Source organism: Bacillus sp. PS217 (assembly GCF_037963535.1).
Classification (GTDB): Bacteria; Bacillota; Bacilli; order Bacillales; family Bacillaceae; genus Bacillus; species Bacillus subtilis.
Map to the genome: position 1 here is coordinate 3,152,742 of NZ_CP150157.1, position 20,607 is coordinate 3,173,348.

15 protein-coding genes and 1 pseudogene are annotated in these 20,607 nt (G+C 43.7%); 2 read left to right on the plus strand and 14 right to left on the minus strand.

Annotated features, from left to right (window positions below; translation table 11 throughout):
• Positions 1-85 precede the first annotated feature (85 nt).
• A complete protein-coding gene (locus NSQ83_RS16470) occupies positions 86-1,252 on the minus strand; it encodes an AI-2E family transporter (protein ID WP_014480665.1) in 1,167 nt (388 codons plus the stop codon).
• A gap of 181 nt (positions 1,253-1,433) precedes the next feature.
• On the opposite strand from NSQ83_RS16470, the gene iolU reads away from it, so the two are divergent.
• Positions 1,434-2,420, plus strand: a complete 987-nt coding sequence (gene iolU, locus NSQ83_RS16475; RefSeq protein ID WP_160221780.1) for a scyllo-inositol 2-dehydrogenase — start codon at positions 1,434-1,436, stop codon at positions 2,418-2,420.
• Between the two features lie 40 nt (positions 2,421-2,460).
• Here the strand turns inward: iolU and rhaA are convergent, their stop codons facing one another.
• The 9 genes from rhaA to mcpB all read right to left on the minus strand — a co-directional run bounded on the left by rhaA (position 2,461) and on the right by mcpB (position 16,960).
• Complete coding sequence (rhaA, locus tag NSQ83_RS16480) at positions 2,461-3,735, minus strand: L-rhamnose isomerase (RefSeq protein WP_003228924.1); 1,275 nt, start codon at positions 3,733-3,735, stop codon at positions 2,461-2,463.
• Between the two features lie 25 nt (positions 3,736-3,760).
• Positions 3,761-4,075, minus strand: coding sequence for an L-rhamnose mutarotase (rhaM, locus tag NSQ83_RS16485; protein WP_003243762.1), 315 nt, complete (start codon positions 4,073-4,075; stop codon positions 3,761-3,763).
• A gap of 17 nt (positions 4,076-4,092) precedes the next feature.
• Entirely contained in the window at positions 4,093-5,550 is a 1,458-nt protein-coding gene (rhaB, locus tag NSQ83_RS16490; protein ID WP_160221781.1) for a rhamnulokinase, read from the minus strand.
• A gap of 4 nt (positions 5,551-5,554) precedes the next feature.
• Entirely contained in the window at positions 5,555-6,331 is a 777-nt protein-coding gene (gene rhaR, locus NSQ83_RS16495) for a rhamnose catabolism operon transcriptional regulator RhaR (protein WP_009968057.1), read from the minus strand.
• A 57-nt stretch (positions 6,332-6,388) separates the two neighbouring features.
• Positions 6,389-8,458, minus strand: a complete 2,070-nt coding sequence (locus tag NSQ83_RS16500) for a bifunctional rhamnulose-1-phosphate aldolase/short-chain dehydrogenase (protein ID WP_046160782.1) — start codon at positions 8,456-8,458, stop codon at positions 6,389-6,391.
• A 135-nt stretch (positions 8,459-8,593) separates the two neighbouring features.
• Positions 8,594-10,582, minus strand: a complete 1,989-nt coding sequence (gene tlpB, locus NSQ83_RS16505) for a methyl-accepting chemotaxis protein TlpB (protein ID WP_003228913.1) — start codon at positions 10,580-10,582, stop codon at positions 8,594-8,596.
• Between the two features lie 113 nt (positions 10,583-10,695).
• A complete protein-coding gene (mcpA, locus tag NSQ83_RS16510; protein ID WP_015714603.1) occupies positions 10,696-12,681 on the minus strand; it encodes a methyl-accepting chemotaxis protein in 1,986 nt (661 codons plus the stop codon).
• Between the two features lie 125 nt (positions 12,682-12,806).
• Positions 12,807-14,795, minus strand: a complete 1,989-nt coding sequence (tlpA, locus tag NSQ83_RS16515) for a methyl-accepting chemotaxis protein TlpA (protein ID WP_160221782.1) — start codon at positions 14,793-14,795, stop codon at positions 12,807-12,809.
• 176 nt (positions 14,796-14,971) lie between these two features.
• Entirely contained in the window at positions 14,972-16,960 is a 1,989-nt protein-coding gene (gene mcpB, locus NSQ83_RS16520; protein ID WP_198878545.1) for a methyl-accepting chemotaxis protein McpB, read from the minus strand.
• A 157-nt stretch (positions 16,961-17,117) separates the two neighbouring features.
• On the opposite strand from mcpB, the gene NSQ83_RS16525 reads away from it, so the two are divergent.
• Positions 17,118-17,855 carry a protein-glutamine gamma-glutamyltransferase gene (locus NSQ83_RS16525; protein ID WP_015384485.1) on the plus strand — a complete coding sequence of 246 codons (738 nt, stop codon included), beginning with the start codon at positions 17,118-17,120 and terminating at the stop codon, positions 17,853-17,855.
• A 13-nt stretch (positions 17,856-17,868) separates the two neighbouring features.
• On the opposite strand, the gene NSQ83_RS16530 is transcribed toward NSQ83_RS16525, so the two are convergent.
• The 4 genes and pseudogenes from NSQ83_RS16530 to NSQ83_RS16545 all read right to left on the minus strand — a co-directional run bounded on the left by NSQ83_RS16530 (position 17,869) and on the right by NSQ83_RS16545 (position 20,563).
• A complete protein-coding gene (locus tag NSQ83_RS16530) occupies positions 17,869-18,123 on the minus strand; it encodes a hypothetical protein (RefSeq protein WP_015714605.1) in 255 nt (84 codons plus the stop codon).
• 257 nt (positions 18,124-18,380) lie between these two features.
• Positions 18,381-18,779, minus strand: coding sequence for a secondary thiamine-phosphate synthase enzyme YjbQ (locus tag NSQ83_RS16535; RefSeq protein WP_003243483.1), 399 nt, complete (start codon positions 18,777-18,779; stop codon positions 18,381-18,383).
• Positions 18,739-18,873: pseudogene (locus NSQ83_RS16540) on the minus strand (hypothetical protein). Before NSQ83_RS16540 ends, NSQ83_RS16535 begins: the two are co-directional and overlap by 41 nt.
• 25 nt (positions 18,874-18,898) lie before the next feature.
• A complete protein-coding gene (locus NSQ83_RS16545) occupies positions 18,899-20,563 on the minus strand; it encodes an alpha-glucosidase (RefSeq protein WP_198878544.1) in 1,665 nt (554 codons plus the stop codon).
• Positions 20,564-20,607 lie beyond the last annotated feature (44 nt).

Below are 20,607 nucleotides of genomic sequence, written 5' to 3' on the forward strand. Positions count from 1 at the left end.
ATTCTCCCCATTAGACATTTATTTTTTTACATAACGGGAGCTTCCCATAAATGGAAAGCCCGTCTTATATAACTATAAACGAAAATCACACTTTATGCCCCGGCGTATTTTCATTTTTTTCTTCATCGTATAAATGTGACCGCATTTTAAACCAGTCAAATAAATGTGTCGTAATGACTTTGGCAACCGCATAGCCGGGAATCGCAAGAATGATTCCAACAACGCCGAACAGCTTGCCGGCTGTTAACAGCAGAAAAATAATCGTAATCGGATGGATGTGAAGGTTTTTTCCCATAATTTGCGGAGAGATCAGCTTCCCTTCAATCAGCTGAACAATCGTCCAAACGATCACCAGCTTAAGCAGCATGAGCGGCGATGTCACTATGGCAATGATAATCGCAGGCGTAATGGCAATCGTTGGCCCTAAATATGGAACGATGCTTGTGCAAGCCGCAATGACTGCAAGCAATGAAGCATAATCCAGCCCGATAATCAAATAACCGATAAACAGCAAAAACCCGATACAGAAGCTGACAATGATCTGGCCTCTGATATAAGAGCTTAACCGATGATTCATTTCGCTTAAGACTGTGTATGTCTGTTCTTTCAATTGCGTCGGAACAAACTTCAGTATGTAGACCGGCAATTTTTTTCCGTCCTTTAACAAATAGAAAAGGATAAACGGAACCGTAACGATTGAAATGATAATCTCAGTCAGGGCGCCGATAAAATTCCCAACGCCGGTAAAGGTACTGTTCACAATTGTCGCTGCCTGATCTGAAACCTTTGTTGCGAGATCAGATATATTGATGTTCGTCGTTTGCTGGGCCTGATTGACGAAGTTGCTGCCGATCAGCTGTTTCGTCTGATTTTCAACGATATCCACATATCTTGGGATGTTGTCGATTAAACTCATAATTTGTTCTTTTAAGAAGGGAATGATCGACACGATTGTGATCGTGATCAGCCCGATAACCAATAGATATAGCAGCAATATAGAATAGATTCTTCTTATTCTTCTTCTCTCAAGGAAATCGACGACCGGGTTTAACAGATAAAAAACAATGCCTGTCAAAATAATCGGAAGTGATATCGTTTTGAGCAAAACAATAATCGGGGTGAAAATAAATGATGTTTTTGTAAATACTAGAATATTTAAACCAATCAGCAGCAGCACAAGCAAAAATAAAACAAACTTATTATCCAAGAAGAATCGCTTGAATCTGCCGCTCCATGTTTGCAACGTCTCCACTATCGTTCCTCCGTCATACATAGTTTAATTAAATTGTACACTATCGTCCCTATAATGAAAAATAAAAACCGTTAATTGCTGGAAAAGCTTTCACGGTTTTAACATTCTATTTATATCTATCATGTGATTTTGTTCTTTTTAAGCTATAATTTAGCTATATCATGCAAAAGGAGCGATACGAGTGATACGTTTTGCAATAATAGGAACCAACTGGATTACAGACCGCTTTCTTGAGTCAGCAGCGGATATCGAAGATTTTCAGCTGACTGCTGTTTATTCAAGATCGGCTGAACGCGCTGGCGAGTTTGCTGCTAAACACAACGCTGCGCATGCCTTCTCAGACCTTCAGGAAATGGCGGCGAGCGATGGCTTTGATGCCGTATACATAGCGAGCCCGAACGCTCTTCACAAGGAACAAGCCGTTCTCTTTATGAACCATGGCAAGCATGTGCTTTGTGAGAAGCCGTTTGCTTCGAATACAAAAGAAACAGAAGAGATGATCTCAGCGGCTAAGGCAAACGGCGTTGTTCTCATGGAAGCAATGAAGACCACTTTCCTGCCGAATTTCAAAGAGCTGAAAAAACACCTGCATAAAATCGGCACTGTCCGCAGATTTACCGCAAGCTACTGCCAGTATTCCTCACGATATGACGCGTTCAGAAGCGGAACTGTTTTGAATGCGTTTCAGCCTGAGCTTTCCAATGGGTCATTAATGGATATTGGCGTCTATTGTATTTATCCGGCTGTTGTGTTGTTTGGCGCGCCGAAGGATGTAAAAGCAAACGGATATGCTTTATCCTCCGGAGTGGACGGAGAAGGAACTGTCATTCTGTCTTACGACGGGTTCGAAGCTGTTCTGATGCATTCCAAAATCACTACTTCCTATGCCCCGGCTGAAATCCAGGGTGAAGACGGGACGATTGTAATCGATACGATTCACCGGCCTGAACGTGTTGAAATCCGCTACCGGGACGGCCGCCTTGAAAACATCGCGATCCCTGATCCTAAACCAGCGATGTTCTATGAAGCAGAAGAATTTGTCACGCTCATAAAAGAGAATAAGCTGGAATCTGAAGAAAATACATTTGAACGGTCTTTGACCACTGCAAAGATTATGGAAGAAGCAAGAAAGCAAATGGGGATTGTATACCCTGCTGATCAAGCTTAAAAAAATCCGCCCGCGTGCAAATGCCGCGGCGGATTTTTTATTAGGCAATCGGAGAAGATGCCTTCCTTTTTAAAAGCACCTGTTGCTCATATTCTTTGATGTCATGAAGCCATGCCTCTTTTACCGGAACGCCCATTTGCTCACAGTAGGAATCCCAGATGGCTCCGAAAGGATATGTTTTGAATTCCTCCATCAGGGCCAGCCTTTCTGTATAGCGGCCCTCTTCCTGCAATTGTTTTAAATATCCGTTCGGGAGAAGCAGGGCATACAATAAAGCTTTGATCATATTTCTCGTTCCGATGGTCCAGGCGGCTACACGGTTAATGCTGGCATCGAAAAAATCCAGACCGATGGCGACCTTCTCAAGAGCATGATTTCGTACAATTTCAAGAGCGATTTCTCTCAATTCATCATCCAAAACCACTACATGGTCGCTATCCCAACGAACAGGCCGCGATACGTGCAAGGCAAGCTTGTCTGTGTAAAGCAGCATGGACGAGATCTTGTTTGATACCGTCTCAGTCGGATGGAAATGGCCTGTATCAAGTAAACAAAGCTTATGATTCGTCAAAGCATAAGCTAAATAAAATTCATGAGATCCGACAACATATGATTCGGAGCCAAGCCCGAACAGCTTGCTCTCGATTGAATCAAGATTGTGATGTTCACTGATCTCCTCTGCGAAGATCCGATCCAGTGATTCTTTTAGTCTTTTACGCGGTGTCAGCCTATCACTCGGGATATCCTTATAGCCGTCGGGAATCCAAATATTCGTCAAGCAAGGTGTTCCTAATTCTTTCCCGAAGTATTCCCCGATACGGCGGCAAGCGATGCAATGCCTGATCCAAAATTCTCTGATGTCGGGATCAGGGTGTGAAAGGGTGAGTCCGTCAGCCGCTTTCTCATGCGAAAACAAGGTTGGATTAAAATCTAAACCGAGACCAAGGTTTTTTGCCCATTTCACCCAGTTTTCAAAATGCTGCGGCTTCAATTCGTCACGTTCTACCGCTTCCCTGTTTGTTTCTGCGTATATCGCATGCAGGTTTACGCGGTGCTTTCCAGGAATGAGAGAAAGAGCCTTCTCCAAATCTCTTCTTAATTCTTCAGGAGTTTGCGCTTTTCCGGGATAATTGCCGGTCACGTCAATTCCGCCTGAAAGCTCGCCCTTATTTACTTCAAAGCCTTCAATGTCGTCACCCTGCCAGCAGTGGATCGAAATGGGCACTTGCTCTAATTGCCGAAGCGCCTCTTCAACATCAATTCCCCATTTTTCATATGCCTGTTTTGCACTGTCATAATTGGCTTTTATGGTCATACGGCTCTCTCCCTTTATCAGTTTTTCAATCCAAATAAAAAACTTCCTTTAGATCTATCGCAACAGGACTGAAATCCGAATTTGTTTTCATTAATGGCGCCATCGATTTCCACCATCTTTGGCAAACTTCCGTGTCCGCCATCTTTCTCCATTTCTCTTCATCCTCTATTTCTAAATATGCAAAAAGCCTGCCTGTTTCCTCGTCTAGAAAAATGGAATAATGGTGTGCTCCATGAGCTTTGAGTGCTTCTGCCATCTCTGGCCAAATGTCATCATGCCGCTGTTTGTATTCTTCGTACTTGTCTTGATGGACAAACATGATACTGGCTTTTCTTTTCAAACCTTTTCACCTCTTCATCATTTAGATAGCGCTTTCAAAACGGTTTGCTGAAATGACTGAATGATGGTGCTTCTGTCAATGTCTTTAGGTGTAAACACTTTGATCGGAAAGGAATTTCTGACGACTTGCCGGGCTTCTTTTATGTCTTTGACTTCTTTGGCAGCAATCATTTGCATCAAAAGATTTCCGATGGCAGTTGCCTCTATCGGCCCTGCATATACCGCTTTTCCACTCATGTCTGCCGTTAATTGATTTAAGAAATCATTCCGGGCTCCGCCGCCGATGATATGAAATTGCTCGATCGGTTGTTCTGTGATTGTTTCGAGCTCTTTGATGGCTATCGCATAGATGATGGCTAAATTGCTGTAGATGCAGCAGGCAAGTTCGCCTGCAGTGCGGGGAATCTTTTGGCGGGTTTGTCTGCAATAATGTTGTATTTCCTTTATCATGTTTTCTGGATTCAGGAATCGTTTATCATTTAAGTTTATAAATTGCTGGAATGGTTCTGTTTTTTTGGCTTCTTCTGCAAGCTGCTGGAAGGAGTAATCTGCTTGTAACTGCTGTCTGACTTCTTGTATCACCCACATGCCGATAATGTTTTTGAGAAAGCGAATGGTGTTGTTTGCGCCGCGTTCATTTGTATAGTTGTTTTCTAAAGCAAGATCAGTTATTATCGGTGTTTTGTTTTCAACCCCGATTAACGACCATGTTCCGCTGCTGATATACGCCCAGCCATCATGTACGCCTGGCGCTGCAATGACGGCCGAGGCCGTATCATGTGTTGCGACTGTCATCACCTTGCACGCCGGGAGATCATAATCCGGGAACCACTCATTTCTTAGCTTCCCGAGTTCACACCCCGGTTCAGTCAGCGGGGCAAATTGCTGTTCCTGAACGGACACGGCTTCAAGCAATTCAGGATCAAGATTTCCCGTTGAGGCGTTTAAAAGCTGTGTTGTGGACGCATTTGTGATTTCCGTTACAGCTTTTCCGGTTAAACAATAGCCTAAATAATCAGGAATCATCATAATTTTGTCTGTCTTTATCAGCAGCTCACGGTCTTCCTCATATAATTGATAGATCGTGTTGAAAGGCTGAAATTGTATTCCTGTTTTTTGATAAATTGCGGCTTTTGAGAGGGTATGTTCCAGTTTGTCTATTGTGTGATCTGTTCTTCTATCACGGTAGGAGATTGCTTCCCGCAACCGATCGCCTTTTTCGTCCAGTAAGACATAATCAACTGCCCATGTATCAATGCCTACGGTGCAGTGTTCATACCCAAGCGTCTTTACTTTTTGCAGTCCTTGCAGGATTTGTTTTAGCAAATGATCAATATCCCAAAAGCAATGCCCGTCTCTTTGACTGAAACCGTTAGCGAACCTGTGAATCTCTTGTATGTCAAGCTTCCCTTCATTCAGTTCACCTACCATGATTCTCCCGCTTGATGCGCCTATATCAATGGCAGTATAAATCATCCTTTCACCCTCTCTTCGAAAGAGGAACAGCTGTCACCTTCACCTTTTTGTCCTCAAGAGCTTTTACCGATGCCGGATCAAGTCCAGAATCCGTAATAAGGCGGCTGACATCTTGCAGCGAGGCAATATGTGAAAACTCGCGGTTCCCCCATTTGCTTGAATCGGCCATCAAAATGGTCTGGTCCGACCTTTCGATCATCCGTTTTTTGAGCAGCGCCTGCCACTCATTTGAATCACTCATCCCGTTGTGTACGTCAAATCCCTTACATGACAGAAAGGTTTTATTGACATGATAGGTCTCAAGTGAACGCTCTGCTAACGGGCCGGCAAACGATAATGATTTTTCCAGCAAAATGCCGCCTGTTGAAATGACTGATATGTTTTCTTTATTGCTGAGTTCAATAGCTGCTTTCATTGAGTTTGTAATCACGGTGAGCTCAATGTCAGGGAGTATTTTTGCCATGTACCAAGCGGTTGTGCTTGCATCGAGAATGATTCGGTCTCCGCTTTTTACATATTTGGCCGCTTCGTGAGCGATGGCTTTTTTTTCGATGACATTCGTGATTTCCCGTTCAGAAAAATGAATTTCTGATTCCTTCTGCTGAATACTGACCGCTCCTCCGTGGCTCCGGCTCAGTTTATGTTCTTTTTCAAGCTTTTCAAGATCACGCCGAATGGTTTCCTCTGTGACTGAAAATATGTCACTTAATTCGGAAACGCGGATGCTTGAACGCATATTTACTATTTCCACTATTTTTTGCTGCCGTTCTGCTACTAGCATCGGTAACGCCCTTCCTCATATCGTAGTCCGTCTTATATTTTTTATCATAGCATATTTCTAACGCGTAAAAGCAGCAGGAACGCCGCCGTCTACCGTGATCATGCAGCCCGTTGTTTTTTCGGCTTTGGAAGAAGCGAAGAATGCAATGGCTTCGGCAATATCCTCCGGGTAAATATTGACGAGCAATGCTGTCCGTTTCCGGTAATGTTCCTCCAGCTGATCCGGTTCAATCCCGTACGCCGCGGCTCGTTCCTCCCGCCAGCTTGAACCCCAGATTGCCGATCCTTGAAGAACCGCATCAGGCAAAACAGAGTTGACCCTAATGCCGAATTCTCCACCTTCTGCAGCAATGCATCTTGCTAAATGGGTTTCAAGCGCCTTAACCGAGCTGTAGGCAGAGGCGTTTTTGCCCGCATAAACCGAATTTTTCGATCCGACAAATACCATGCTTCCGCCTCTATTTTGGTGTTTCATCTGTTTAAACGCTTCACGGGCTACAAGGAAATAGCCTGTTCCTAAAACATTCATATTAAGATTCCATTCTTTTAGACTTGTTTCGTCAAATGGGCTTGATGTGGCCAGCCCGGCATTATTGACGACGATATCAATGCCGCCGTAAGCAAGCGCCGCTCGTTCAAAAGCTGATTGTACGTCTTCCTCCTTTGTCACATCCATTTTGACAGCCATTGCCCGTCCTTCTCCGTATGCATCGTTTATTTCCCCGGCAATTTTCTGTGCACCTTCTATATTCAGATCAGCTACGATCACGTGCCCTCCCTCAGCTGCAAATCGGCGGCATGCTGCACTGCCGATTCCGCCGGCTCCTCCAGTTATCAACGCTACTTTTCGGGAAAATTCTGCTTCCGGCGGGGCCAGCGTGAGTTTATATAGTTCGAGCGGCCAATATTCGACATGGTAGGATTCATTTTCATGTAAAGAAACAAATTGCCCCAGAGCGGTTGCTCCTTTCATCACGGCGATGGCCCTCCGATATAAAGCCCCGCTTACTTTAGACATGGCATAACTTTTTCCTGTATTCACCATTCCGATTCCCGGAATCAATATCACCCGTGGGGAGGATTCAAAGATTTGATCCCCATCCTGCTGATTTCGTGTAAAGTAAGCCTGATACTCTGATGTAAAGGTCTCGACTCCTGACTTGATCAGATCTGCAAGCTTGTGCACATCTTGAGTTTCCGGATTCCAATCAATGTACAGCGGAACCCGTTTTGTGTGAACAAGGTGATCCGGGCATGCCGCACCGATTTGCGAAAGTGCTGGCGCTTGGACACTGTTTACAAATTCCAAGACATCGTCATGATCATCATAGGAAAGGATCATTTTCTTTTCTTCACTTACTGCTCCTCTGATCACAGGCATGATGCCTGCCAAGATTTGTTTTCTTTTATCCTCCGGCAGCGGCTGATACCTTTTGCCTCCGAATACCTCATGCTGATTGATACGATCGTTAACATACTGCTCGGCTTCTTGAATGATGGATATCGTTTTTTGATAACATGTTTCAGACGTCTCTCCCCAAGTGACTAAGCCGTGTTTCTCCATTAATATAAGCTCGGCGTGGGGATTGTTTGCTACGCCTTCAGCGATCATTTTAGACAAAGTAAATCCAGGACGGACGTATGGCACCCATACAAACCGATTTCCGTAAATGTCTTCAGCGATTTGTTTTCCATTATCCGCACAGCATATGCTGATAATCGCATCTGGATGGGTATGGTCAACATGTTTGTATGGCAGAAAAGCGTGTAATAGCGTTTCAATTGAAGGGCGGGGATGTTTGCTGTCTATCATACAATGAGACAGGTAGTCTACCATTTCTTCATCTGGCATTTGGTCCCTTTTAATCAGCGGGCGGATATCATCTAATTTCAAACCGGTAAAGTTATGCGCTTTCATTGTTGCCAAATCCGAACCGCTTCCTTTTACCCACATGACTTCTATTTCACGGCCTCTAAAATCCTTTTCCGTTGTTTTCATAGATGTATTCCCCCCGCCCCAGTTGCAGACAGTGCGGTCTGACCCGATCAGATTGGACCTGTACACCAATTCCTCTACACCTTTAGGCAGCCGTGCAGCTCGCTCTGAATCCCATATATGTTTCGCCATATTTGATATTCCTCCATCCCCTTTTATTTGTATCCGTTTTCATTATATATGATTTCTGTTTGTTTTTGAATTGTTTTTGTTTATTTTTGCTTTTAACAAAAAAGAAAGCAGCAGATATGCCGCTTTCTTGTTTCATTATGATTCTATTTTAAATTTCTTCGTAATGTCCTGAAGTTCTTCCGCCATGTTTGCCAACGTTTCCGCTGAAGAGCTGATTTCTTCCATGGACGCAAGCTGTTCTTCCGCCGAAGCTGCGATATCCTGAATGCCTGCTGAGCTTTCTTTCGCCACTGCAGAAATATCTTCAACAGCACTTGACACTTCCTGTGATCCGGCTGACAGTTGTTCAACCGTCGCGTTCAAGTTTTGCAATTCGCCGGAAATTTGGGTTGTCATCTCATAGATTTGTTTAAAGCTTTCCGCTGTTTGATCCGTAATCTGCAAGCCTTCTTTCACTTCATGATTCACGGATTGGAACATTGAAAGTGAGGTGCTGATTTCCCTGACAATCTCTTGAATTAATCCTTCAATTTCCTTGGCGGAGTCTGCTGATTGTACAGCAAGTTTTCTAACCTCTTCCGCAACTACTGAGAAACCTCTTCCGTATTCTCCCGCTCTTGCCGCCTCAATCGCAGCATTTAATGCAAGCAGGTTGGTTTGATCAGCAATGCCATTAATCACATTCAAGATGCTTGTGATATCTTGCGATTTTGTTTCAAGGCCCTTCACAACCGCTTCCGCTTTTTGAACGGATTGGTCAATTGTTTTCATCTGGCCGACTGTATGCTCCACCAGCTTTTCTCCGCTGCCCGCTGCCTCAGAGGACTGAATCGATGATTTCGTAATGGTTGAAGAGGCCTGAGCCACTTTTGAAATCCCCTCGTTCATTTGAGAAAGATGATTTGAGCTTGTTTCCAGTTTCTCGCTTTGTGCCTCGTTGCCATCTGAGAATTGTTCGATGGCAAGTGTAATATGTTCAGTTGCCTTGCTCGTTTGGGCTGCGCTTGCCGTCAGCTCCTCAGAAGATGAAGCAACGTTTTCTACAGACGTTTGAATAACGCCGATTACAGAACGCAATGATGCAGACATTTCATTAAAGCTTTCGCCAAGCTGGCCAAACTCGTTTTTCGAGTGAATGTCAATGACTTCTGTGAGATCTCCACTGCTGATTTTTGCAGACGTTGAGACAAGTTTTCTTAACGGCTTGGTGATGGCACGAATAATATAGAGTATGAGTATGCCGCCGATTACAATTGACACGCATAGAATGATAACCGCAGTGTTCAGCACCGGACTTGAAGCATCTTGCAATTCACTGACAAAATATGTGCCTGCGATTTTCCAGCCAGTCAGTTTATTTGTCGTAAAGGCCATTTTCTTTTCTTTGCCTTCGAATATATATTCAAATGAGCCTTCTTTTTTGGAATATACTTGGTTTGTCCAATCGCCGGATCCGGTTGTCCCCGGCTTAATTGTCGGATGGGCGATATATTTTTTGTTGCCAGTCGTAATAAATGCAAAGCCTTCTTTACCGATTTTGATTCTTTGTGATGCAGTAAGCACTTCATCCAGGTTTAAATCAAGCGCTATAACCCCTGAACCGTCTTTTAATTGTTTTGAAATTGTGACAACGATATCTCCTGTCGCTTCATCAGTATACGGTTCTGAGAAAACAGCTTGTCCTTTTTCCGCAACCGCCTGTTTGTACCAGTCACGTCCTGTCGGATCGAAACCTTTCGGAACACCGCTATCCGGATATTTATAAAGCTTCTTATCTTCTGAAGCAGCATAGATTGCGCCTACATCGTCGTTAAGTGTCGTGTACTGCTTAAATTTCTCTTTCAGTAATGTTTTGTTTTTGCCTAACAATATGTCTTTATCGACTGTCTCACTATAATAATCTATTGCTTTTACTTTATCTTCTAATTTATTTTGCAGCGTACTGTTTAGTTCTTCAACATTTCCCTTCGCACTGTTTATGAGCTCTCTGTCTAACGCGTTCCAAGCTGATTGATAACTGAAATATGCTAAAACCCCAACCGGCAAAATAAGCACTGCCAGAAACGCAGCGATTAGCGGTTTGCTGATCGATGGCTGTTTGATCCAATGTATGAATTTTCCCATTCTTGTTGACTCCTCCTTTAAGATAAATCTAATATCGTCAAACTAGGATAAAAGGTTTAATAAAAAAACTAAAAAAAACACCCAAGCGTAACAAGCTTGGGTGTTAAGGCTTATTATTCGATTTTGAATCGTTTGGTCATATCGCGAAGCTCTTCCGCCATAGACGAAAGGGTCTCTGCAGACGAGCTGATTTCTTCCATGGAAGCAAGCTGCTCTTCGGCTGACGCCGCGATATCTTGTATATGCGCTGAACTTTCTTTTGAAATCGATGCAATGTGCTCAGACGCTCCCGAAACTTCTTCGGAGCTGGCAGAAAGCTGCTGAACCGTCGCACTCATATTTTGCAGTTCGCCGGCGATTTGGTTCGTCATTTCAGAAATGCGTTTGAAGCTCATTTCTGTTTTATCTGTGATGTCAAGTCCTGTCTGCACCTCTTGATTGACAGATTGGAACATGCCGAGTGATGTATTGATTTCCTTCACAATTTCGATGATTAATCCTTCAATCTCTTTTGCTGAATCTGCTGACTGTACTGCCAGTTTTCTTACTTCTTCCGCTACAACGGAGAAGCCGCGGCCGTACTCGCCTGCGCGCGCTGCTTCAATTGCTGCGTTTAAGGCAAGCAGGTTCGTCTGGTCTGCGATGCCATTGATCACACGCAAAATGTTTGTAATATCTTTCGATTTCGTTTCCAATCCGCGTACGACTTGCTCCGCTTCTTTAACGGACTTGTCAATGACATTCATTTGGCCGACGGTTTGATGAACAAGCTTGCCGCCTTCACTTGCAATTTCTGTCGATTGAACAGATGAATCAGTGATCACTTCAGAAGCTTGAGCCATATTCGTCAACCCGTCATTCATTTGATAAATGTGCTCTGCTGCCGTTTCAATGTTTTCGTTTTGTTTTTCATTGCCGTTAGAAAATTGTTCAATCGCCAATGTAATGTGCTCTGTTGCCTTGCTCGTTTGCGCAGCTGATGCAGTGAGCTCCTCAGAGGAAGCGGCAACATTATCTACGGAATCCTGGATGGCGTGTATGAGAGAACGAAGTGACGACGCCATATTGTTAAAGCTTTTGCCAAGCTCGCCCAATTCATCTTTTGAACGGATATCAATGGTTTCCGTCAAATCTCCCTCGCTGATCCGCTTAGAGGAACCGACAAGCTGTTTCAGCGGTGTTGTAATCGACCGAATGATCAAAGTCATGACGATAATCCCTATGATAATAGCTGCGGCCAAGACAATTAAAGCAAGGTGTAGGACAGGCTGGGCTGCCTCATGGATTTCATCCAAATACATGGTGCCGCCGATCTTCCATCCCGTCAACTTGTTTGTGTCAAAGGCCATTTTTTTCTTATCGCCATCCATGGTGTATTGAAAATCGCCTTTATCAGCACTCAACATCTTATCGAGCCAGTCGCCTTTTAATTCAGTTCCTGATTTTTCATTAGGATGAGCGACAACTTTTTTGTCCTTCGTCATGATAAATGCGTAGCCTTGTGTGCCGATGTTGACTTTTTTGGTTGTTTTCAGCAGATTTTCAATGGTCATGTTGATTGCGATAACGCCTGAACCATCTTTTGTCTGCTGGGCGATTGTCACAACCATCGTATTTGTCGACGCGGTTTTATAAGGGTCTGTGATCACGACTTTCCCTTTATTTGCAACCGCTTTTTTGTACCAGTCGCGTTCAACCGGATTGTAGCCGCTTGGCATCGGAAGATCCGGATAGCGGGTAAAGTGCCCTTTTGTGTCACTTGTATAAATGGATTCTACATCCTTGTTAATGCTGATATATTGTGAGAATTTCTCTGCAATGCTTGCATTGCTTTTTGCATTGTATTTCTCTTTTGTCAGCCATTCGCTGAAATAATCAGCACTGTTTTCTTTTTCGCCGATGCTGGTGTTAATGATTTCGTTTAATTGCTGTACATTTTCCAATGCGCTCCCCATCATCTGTCTGTCGAGTGAGCTGCTAGCCGATTGATACGCAAAGATCGCCAATATAACAACCGGTATGATGAGGATCGACAGAAAGGAAACAAGAAGCTTCCGTGTAATTGATCTTTGTTTTATGAGTTGGAGTATTTTTTTCATCATTCATTTCTCCTTTTTTATGCTACCCTTCATATCGGCTGGAAATGGGTAAATATATACAGCAAAAAAGAAGAAATTTAACAAAAGTAACTAATTTCCCATAAATAAATAGTATTTTAGACCTATTATTTATCTACTTTAAATTGTTTTGTCAGATCACGGAGTTCTTCAGACATTCTTTCAAGCGTCAGTGCAGATGAACTAATCTCCTCCATGGAAGCCAGCTGTTCCTCAGCTGAAGCGGCGATATCTTGGATGCCATCCGAGCTTTCCTTAGAAATGGCTGTGATATCATTTGAAGCTGCGGAAATTTCTTGAGCTCCCGCTGACAGCTCCTCAACCGTCGCATTCATGTTTTGCAGCTCGGAAGCAATTTGATTGGTCATTTGCGATATATGTTTGAAGCTCTGTTTAGTTTCATCCGTCATGACAAGCCCTGTTTTAACTTCTTTGTTTACGGACTGAAGCACGTTCAGTGATGTGTGAATTTCTTTTACTATTTCACTGATCAGCGATTCAATTTCTTTTGCCGAGTCAGCCGACTGTACCGCGAGCTTTCTCACTTCCTCAGCGACGACTGAGAAGCCCCGTCCGTATTCACCCGCTCTGGCCGCTTCAATGGCGGCATTTAAAGCCAAAAGATTGGTTTGATCCGCAATGCCGTTGATGACACGCAAAATATTCGTGATATCCTTTGATTTGATCTCCAGCCCTTTCACCACTTGTTCCGCTGCTTTTACAGAATGGTCAATTGTGTTCATTTGGCCGGCTGTTTTCTGGACGAGTGTCTCCCCTTTACTTGACACTTCTGTTGAATCTGCGGATGTTTCTGTAATCACTGCTGCAGCCCGCGCCAGCTCTGCCAATCCGTCATTCATTTCATTAATTTGTTCGGTTGTCGTTTCTATTTTCTCGCTTTGGCTTTCACTGCCGTTTGAAAATTGCTCGATAGCCATCGTAATGTGCTCAGTGGCTCTGCTTGTCTGGTCTGCCGATGCAGTCAGCTCTTCAGACGATGAGGCAACGTGCTCTACTGAGTCTTTGATCCCGTGAATGAGCGAGCGAAGCGAGTGTGCCATATGATTGAAGCTCTCGCTCAGAACGCCGAGTTCATCTTTTGAATTGATTTCAATCGTTTCGGTTAGATCGCCTTCACTAATTTTTTCAGCGGATGCGACAATGCGTCTCAATGGCTTTGTGATGGATCGAATCACAAAATAAATCGCCGTCATTCCAGCTGCGATGGCAATCGCCAGAACGATTGAAGCCATGATCAGAACCCTGCTTGCAGCATCGTGAATCTCGTTTGCATACATCGTGCCGCTGATTTTCCAGCCTGTTGTTTCGCTTGTTGCAAATGCCATTTTTTTCTTTTTGCCTTTGTACGTATATTCAAAGTCCCCGCTTTTATCCTTGTAGAGCTTATCAACCCAGTCCCCTTTTAGCTCTGTTCCCGCTTTTTCTCCGGAGTAGGCGATGACTTTCTTGTTTTGGCTCAAGATAAAAGCATAGCCTTCTTTTCCGATATTGATTCCTTTCGCGGTAGTGACTAAGTCATCAATTTTCATATCAATGGCGACAACGCCTGACCCATCCACCGTTTGACGGGCGATGGTGACGACCATTTTTCCTGATGAAATCGATTCATAAGGCTCAGTGACAATTGTTTTGCCTTTATTGGCCATTGCTTCTTTGTACCAATCTCGTTCCAAAGCATTAAAGTCACTTGGCATGTCAGCGTACGGATAACGGGTGAATTCCCCGTCTTTGCCGCTTGAAAATACCGCAGCGACATTATCATTCATTTGGATAAATTGTTTAAATTCCTGTTTCAGCTCTGTTTTCTTTTTATCCTGAAACTTTTCTTCTGTAGCCCAATCGCTGAAATATGCGAGGCTTTTTTCAGTCGTGCTGATTTTATCATCAATGATGTGATCTAATATCTGAACATTTTCCTTTGCGCTTTGCGTCATCTGTACATCAAGTGAGGCAACTGCTGATTGATAAGCGCTAACCGAAAGGGCGGTTATCGGAACAATTAAGATCAGCAGGAAAGAAATAATAAGTCTCCTTGCAATTGATGATCTGCGAATAGTGGTGAGTGTTTTTTTCATTTCCTTTTGAACCTTCTTTCAATAATTTACAAATTATATCGGCAGATCTTCCTTTAAATTACATTGAAAATGGAGGAAAAAATGAAAAATAGTTCTAAATTCACCTGTTAAACTAGGACTTTATTATTGTTTACCATATAAAAAAACAGCGCTTTGATAGCGCTGTTTTTCGGTTTTTACTCGATTTTAAATTGTTTCGTCAGATCGCGAAGCTCTTCTGCCATCTGCGCAAGAGTCGTCGCTGAGGAACTGATTTCTTCCATGGAAGCAAGCTGTTCTTCAGCTGATGCGGCAATGTCCTGGATGCTTGCCGAGCTTTCTTTCGACACGTCTGCAATGCCGCTGACTGCTGCTGAAACATGCTGTGAACGGTCTGACAGCTGCTCGACGGTGGAATTCATCGTCTGCAGCTTGCCCGCGATTTCGTTTGTCATGCTGAAAATGCTCTGGAAGCTTTCTTTTGTATTGTCTGTGACAACAAGTCCGGACTGTACTTCCTGATTGACCTCTTTAAACATGTGAAGAGAGGTTTCGATTTCTGCGACGATTTCTTGGATCAGCTTTTCGATTTCTTTTGCTGAATCGGCTGATTGGACAGCCAGCTTGCGCACTTCCTCCGCTACGACAGAGAAGCCGCGTCCTGACTCTCCGGCACGCGCCGCTTCAATGGCTGCGTTTAGTGCAAGCAGATTTGTTTGGTCAGCGATTCCGTTGATGACTCTCAAAATGCTTGTGATGTCTTTTGATTTTCCTTCTAAGCCTTTGACAACAGCTTCAGCCTGCTGAACAGATTGATTAATCGAGTTCATTTGTCCGACTGTCTGCTGCACAAACTTCTCACCCGTTCCGGCGATTTCCGTTGATTGGATAGATGCCTTTGTAATATCTGACGATGTTTGTGAGACTTGCTGGAGTCCTTCATTCATTAAGTTCAGCTGATGAGAGCTGGATTCAACCTTTTCGCTTTGCTCCTCGTTTCCGTTTGAGAACTGCTCAATCGCCATCGTAATATGCTCGGTGGCTTTACTCGTCTGCCCGGCAGATGCGGTAAGCTGTTCGGAAGATGCGGCCACATTGTTCACCGAGTCCTGAATAGTGCTGATCAGCGAGCGGAGAGATTGTCCCATTTCATTGAAGCTTTCCCCAAGCTCCCCAAGCTCATCCTTTGAATGGATTTCGATCGTTTCGGTCAGATCCCCCCTGCTGATCGTTTTCGATGATTGAACAAGACGTTTTAACGGTTTTGTAATCGAACGAACGATAAACAGAATTAAAATTCCTCCTGCCACAATGGAAGCAATCAGCACAATCATTCCTGTTGTCAGCACAGAATTTGAGGCATCCTTAATTTCATCCATATACATTGTGCCGGCTATTTTCCAACCAGTCAGTTCGTTTGTAGTATAGGTCATCTTTTTATCTTCGTTATTAAGAGTATACTGGAGTTCACCGCTGTCATTCGCATACATTTTGGCTACCCAGTCGCCTGAAAGCTTTTCTCCAGCCTTATGGTTCTTGTGGGCGACATAGGTTTTGTTTTTTGTTGCAATGAAAGCATAACCTTCTTTTCCGACCTTGATTTGTTTCATTTGTTCTAACAATTTATCAATGGTAATATCCATGGCGACAACGCCAGATCCGTCCTTCAGCTCCTGTGCAATGGTAATGACCATGCTTCCGTCACTCGCAGCCACGTAAGGATCTGTCACGACAATTTCACCGCCGGCCTTCATCGCATCCTGGTACCAAGGGCGTTGTCTCGGGTCGTATCCTTCCGGCAATTTCTCTTTTGGCGCTTGTACGTAAGTGCCGTTATCTGCGCCCCCATAAATTCTGGCTACTCCTTGATTAATAGATACATATTGTGAAAATTTAGCTTTGATCTCTTCTTGATTAGATTTCCCTTTGAATGCGGATCTTTTAAGAGATTCACTGAAAAAGGTGACTGCTTTCGCTTTTTCTCCCAGATTATTTGTAACAGTTGTATTAAATGTATCGACACTGTTTTTCGCATTTCCCATAATTTCCTGATCCAGCTTTCCGCTGGCGCTTCGGTAAGAACTAAATTCTAATATAAGAATAGGGATAATGAGAATCGCGATAAATGAGACGATTAATTTCTTTGAAATAGACGGTTTCTTCAGCCAATTGATAAAAGTCTTCATGTCACTTGCTCCTTCAGGTTTGATACAGTATATATCGGCTGCTTAAAAAAGTTTTAAAATAAAAAATGGAAGAAGTTCTTTTTGGCTGTCTTCTGTCTTTTTAACTTTCATTGCCCAAGCCCTTTGCATATCCTATAAAAAACAAGGGGGGCTAAACATGATTATTGTATCAGGACAATTGCTCCGTCCCCAGGATATTGAAAATTGGCAGATTGATCAAAATCTGAATCCGCTGTTAAAAGAGATGATTGAGACGCCTGTTCAGTTTGATTATCATTCAATTGCTGAACTGATGTTTGAGCTTAAACTGCGGATGAATATTGTAGCAGCGGCAAAGACGCTGCACAAAAGCGGGGCGAAGTTTGCCACTTTTTTAAAAACATACGGGAATACAACGTATTGGAGGGTTTCACCGGAGGGCGCCTTGGAGCTGAAATACAGAATGCCGCCTTCAAAAGCGATTCGGGACATTGCAGAGAACGGCCCGTTTTATGCGTTTGAATGCGCAACCGCAATCGTTATCATTTATTACTTGGCCTTAATCGATACAATCGGAGAAGATAAATTCAATGCCAGCTTTGACAGAATTATTTTATATGACTGGCATTATGAGAAATTGCCGATATATACGGAAACAGGACACCACTTTTTCCTTGGAGATTGTTTGTATTTTAAGAATCCTGAATTTGATCCGCAAAAGGCGCAATGGAGAGGCGAAAATGTGATTTTACTGGGGGAAGATAAATATTTTGCCCATGGTCTTGGTATCTTAAACGGACAGCAAATTATTGATAAGCTGAATTCTTTTAGGAAAAAAGGAGCCTTACAGTCAGCCTACCTTCTGTCTCAGGCGACCAGACTGGATGTTCCGTCTCTTTTCCGCATCGTCCGCTAAAAAGCCCCATCGCCTATTTTCCGGACGATGGGGTTTCAAATGCCTTTCGTTTTCGATAGAAGGGGGCTGTGCCGAAATATTGGTTCGCAGCCCACTCCATTTTTTCAAGGTCATTTCTTGTCACGATTGGATCCAGGCTGCTCCATTTGATAAAGCGGACAAAATAGTAGCCTTTGATAGGAACCATTGTAACTTTTGAGTGAGGCCAGCCTTCAAATACAAACTCAATTTTCCCTCTTTTTTTATAAGAGTATTGAAGAATGTTCATATCTGTCACCTCAGTTTATCAAGTTACGTTCGGCAAAGCTCGGTACGTTCACATCCATTGATTGACTATCCCTCATGCAGGCTTTCCTGAAAACAAAGGATGAGGCGCGTGTCTCTTTCCCGCGCTTTTTATTTCGCATATGGACGAATGCCAAGCGCGCCTTCATTCGATAAAGCCGCAGCGTGGGCGGGTGTGACAGGCCCTCCGGCTATCGGCGCTTGTTCAGCGATCATGCTTTTGTCATAAAAAACAGCCTATTATCCCATCATTTTGATATAGCATGTCCGGGTGCGAGGGCCGTCAAATTCGCAGAAATAAATGCCCTGCCACGTTCCAAGAATGAGCCGGCCGTTTTCCACAATGACATGCTGTGAAGCTCCGACTGTACTCGACTTCATGTGTGCAGCTGTATTGCCCTCCATATGGCGGTCCAGCTCATGTTCCCACGGATATACCTCATCAAACCTTCTGAGCATATCTTTTTTGACGTCCGGATCGGCATTTTCATTAATTGTAATGCCCGCAGTCGTATGCGGACAGTAAATCAGCGCTGCGCCGCTCGTTATACCTGTTTCTTGAAGAAACGCTTCCACCTCCCGGGTGATATCAATCATTTCATCTCGTTTGGTTGTTTTGATTTGCAGTGTTTTCAGCATTTGTTTCTCCTTTCGTTTGTCCGCTCTCATCGCTTAATTCGTTCTGTGTTCTTTTTTTTCCTGTTAAACCGCTCTCATAAACCCGTTAAAACAAAAAAACTCCAGTCTAAGGCTGGAGTTTAGCACCATAGATATATTCTTGCTTCATACGGCTTTAAGAGTACTGATGTCATATGCTTGTGCGGCTCTGTTTCAATATTTGACAAGACGAGTGCATCTGATGACAATGGCAATCCAGAGTGCCTGAACAACGCCGGTGTTCCTGTCAGATTGGCCGCAATCAGTGCAGTATGGCTCTCGTTTTTCCGAAGATATGCAAAGATTTGCTGATCTTCCGGTAAAATGAGCTCGTATGTCCCGTTAATAAAAACATCATATGTTTGGCGCAGCTTGATCAAGCTTTTGTAAAAATGGTAAACGGATGTTTTATCGTTTTTTTGCGCCTCGGCATTCAGCCATTTGTAATTCTCATTGATTCCGATCCACGGTTTGGCCTCAGAAAATCCGGCGTATGGACCAACACTCCATTGCATCGGCGTTCGCGAATTGTCTCTTCCCTTTTTCCAGACAATCTTCATCACATCCTCGTGTGATGTGCCTTTCGCTGTTTTTGTTTCATACAGGCGTTTCATTGCGACATCATCATAGTCCTCAATAGATGGAAAAGCCACGTTCGTCATCCCGAGTTCCTGTCCCTGATAAATAAACGGTGTGCCTTTCATGAGAAAATAAACAGCGGAAAGCGCTTTTGCACTTTCTTTCAGGTACACTCCGTCGTCTCCCCACACAGAAACTGAACGGGGCTGGTCGTGATTCTCCATAAACAAAGCATTCCAGCCGATCCCTTCCAGACTGTCCTGCCAGTCAGTTAAAATTCGTTTAAATGCAACGATATCAATACTTTCATTGATCTCTACATCCCACAGGCCGAGATGCTCAAATTGAAAAATCATGCTGAATATGCCGTTTTTTTCTCCAGCCCAATCAGCTGCTTCTTTTGCAGCGACGCCGTTTGCTTCACCAACTGTCATAATCGGATAGCGGGAAAATGTGTTTTCCTTCAGATCTGTTAACAAATCCATAATGCCGTCAGCATTCATATGATAAGGAAAGGAAGGGACATAGTCCAGCCCCTTTGGATTCGGCATGTCGGGAAGCCCTTCTTTTTTCTTAATATGCGTAATGGCATCCACCCGAAATCCGTCAATTCCTTTATCAAGCCACCAATTGATCATGTCATAAACGGCATTCCTCACCTGTTCATTTTCCCAATTCAAATCAGGCTGTTTTTTATCAAAAAGGTGCAGATAATACTGGCTTGTCTTTTGATCATACTCCCAAGCCGGCCCGCCGAAAATGCTTTCCCAATTGTTGGGCGCTTTTCCGTTTTTGCCGTCTTTCCAAATATACCAGTCGCGCTTTTCCGAGTGTATGGATGAACGGGATTCTATGAACCATGGATGTTCGTCGCTTGTGTGGTTCACAACGAGATCCATAATCAGCTTCATCCCCAGATCATGAATGTCACCAAGCAGTTCATCAAAATCTTCCATGGTGCCAAACTCGCTTAATATGTTTTGATAATCCCGGATATCATAGCCATTATCAGCATTCGGTGAGTCATACAGCGGGCAAATCCATATGACGTCAGCGCCCAGCTCATTTATGTAAGAAAGCTTGGATCTGATTCCTTGAATATCCCCAATTCCGTCTCCATTTGAATCTTTAAAACTGCGGGGGTAAATTTGGTAAACAACGGCTTCCTTCCACCAAGCCTTTTTCATACAGCCACTCCTTCCCAGTGTACCGGTCTTATATATCCTATGTA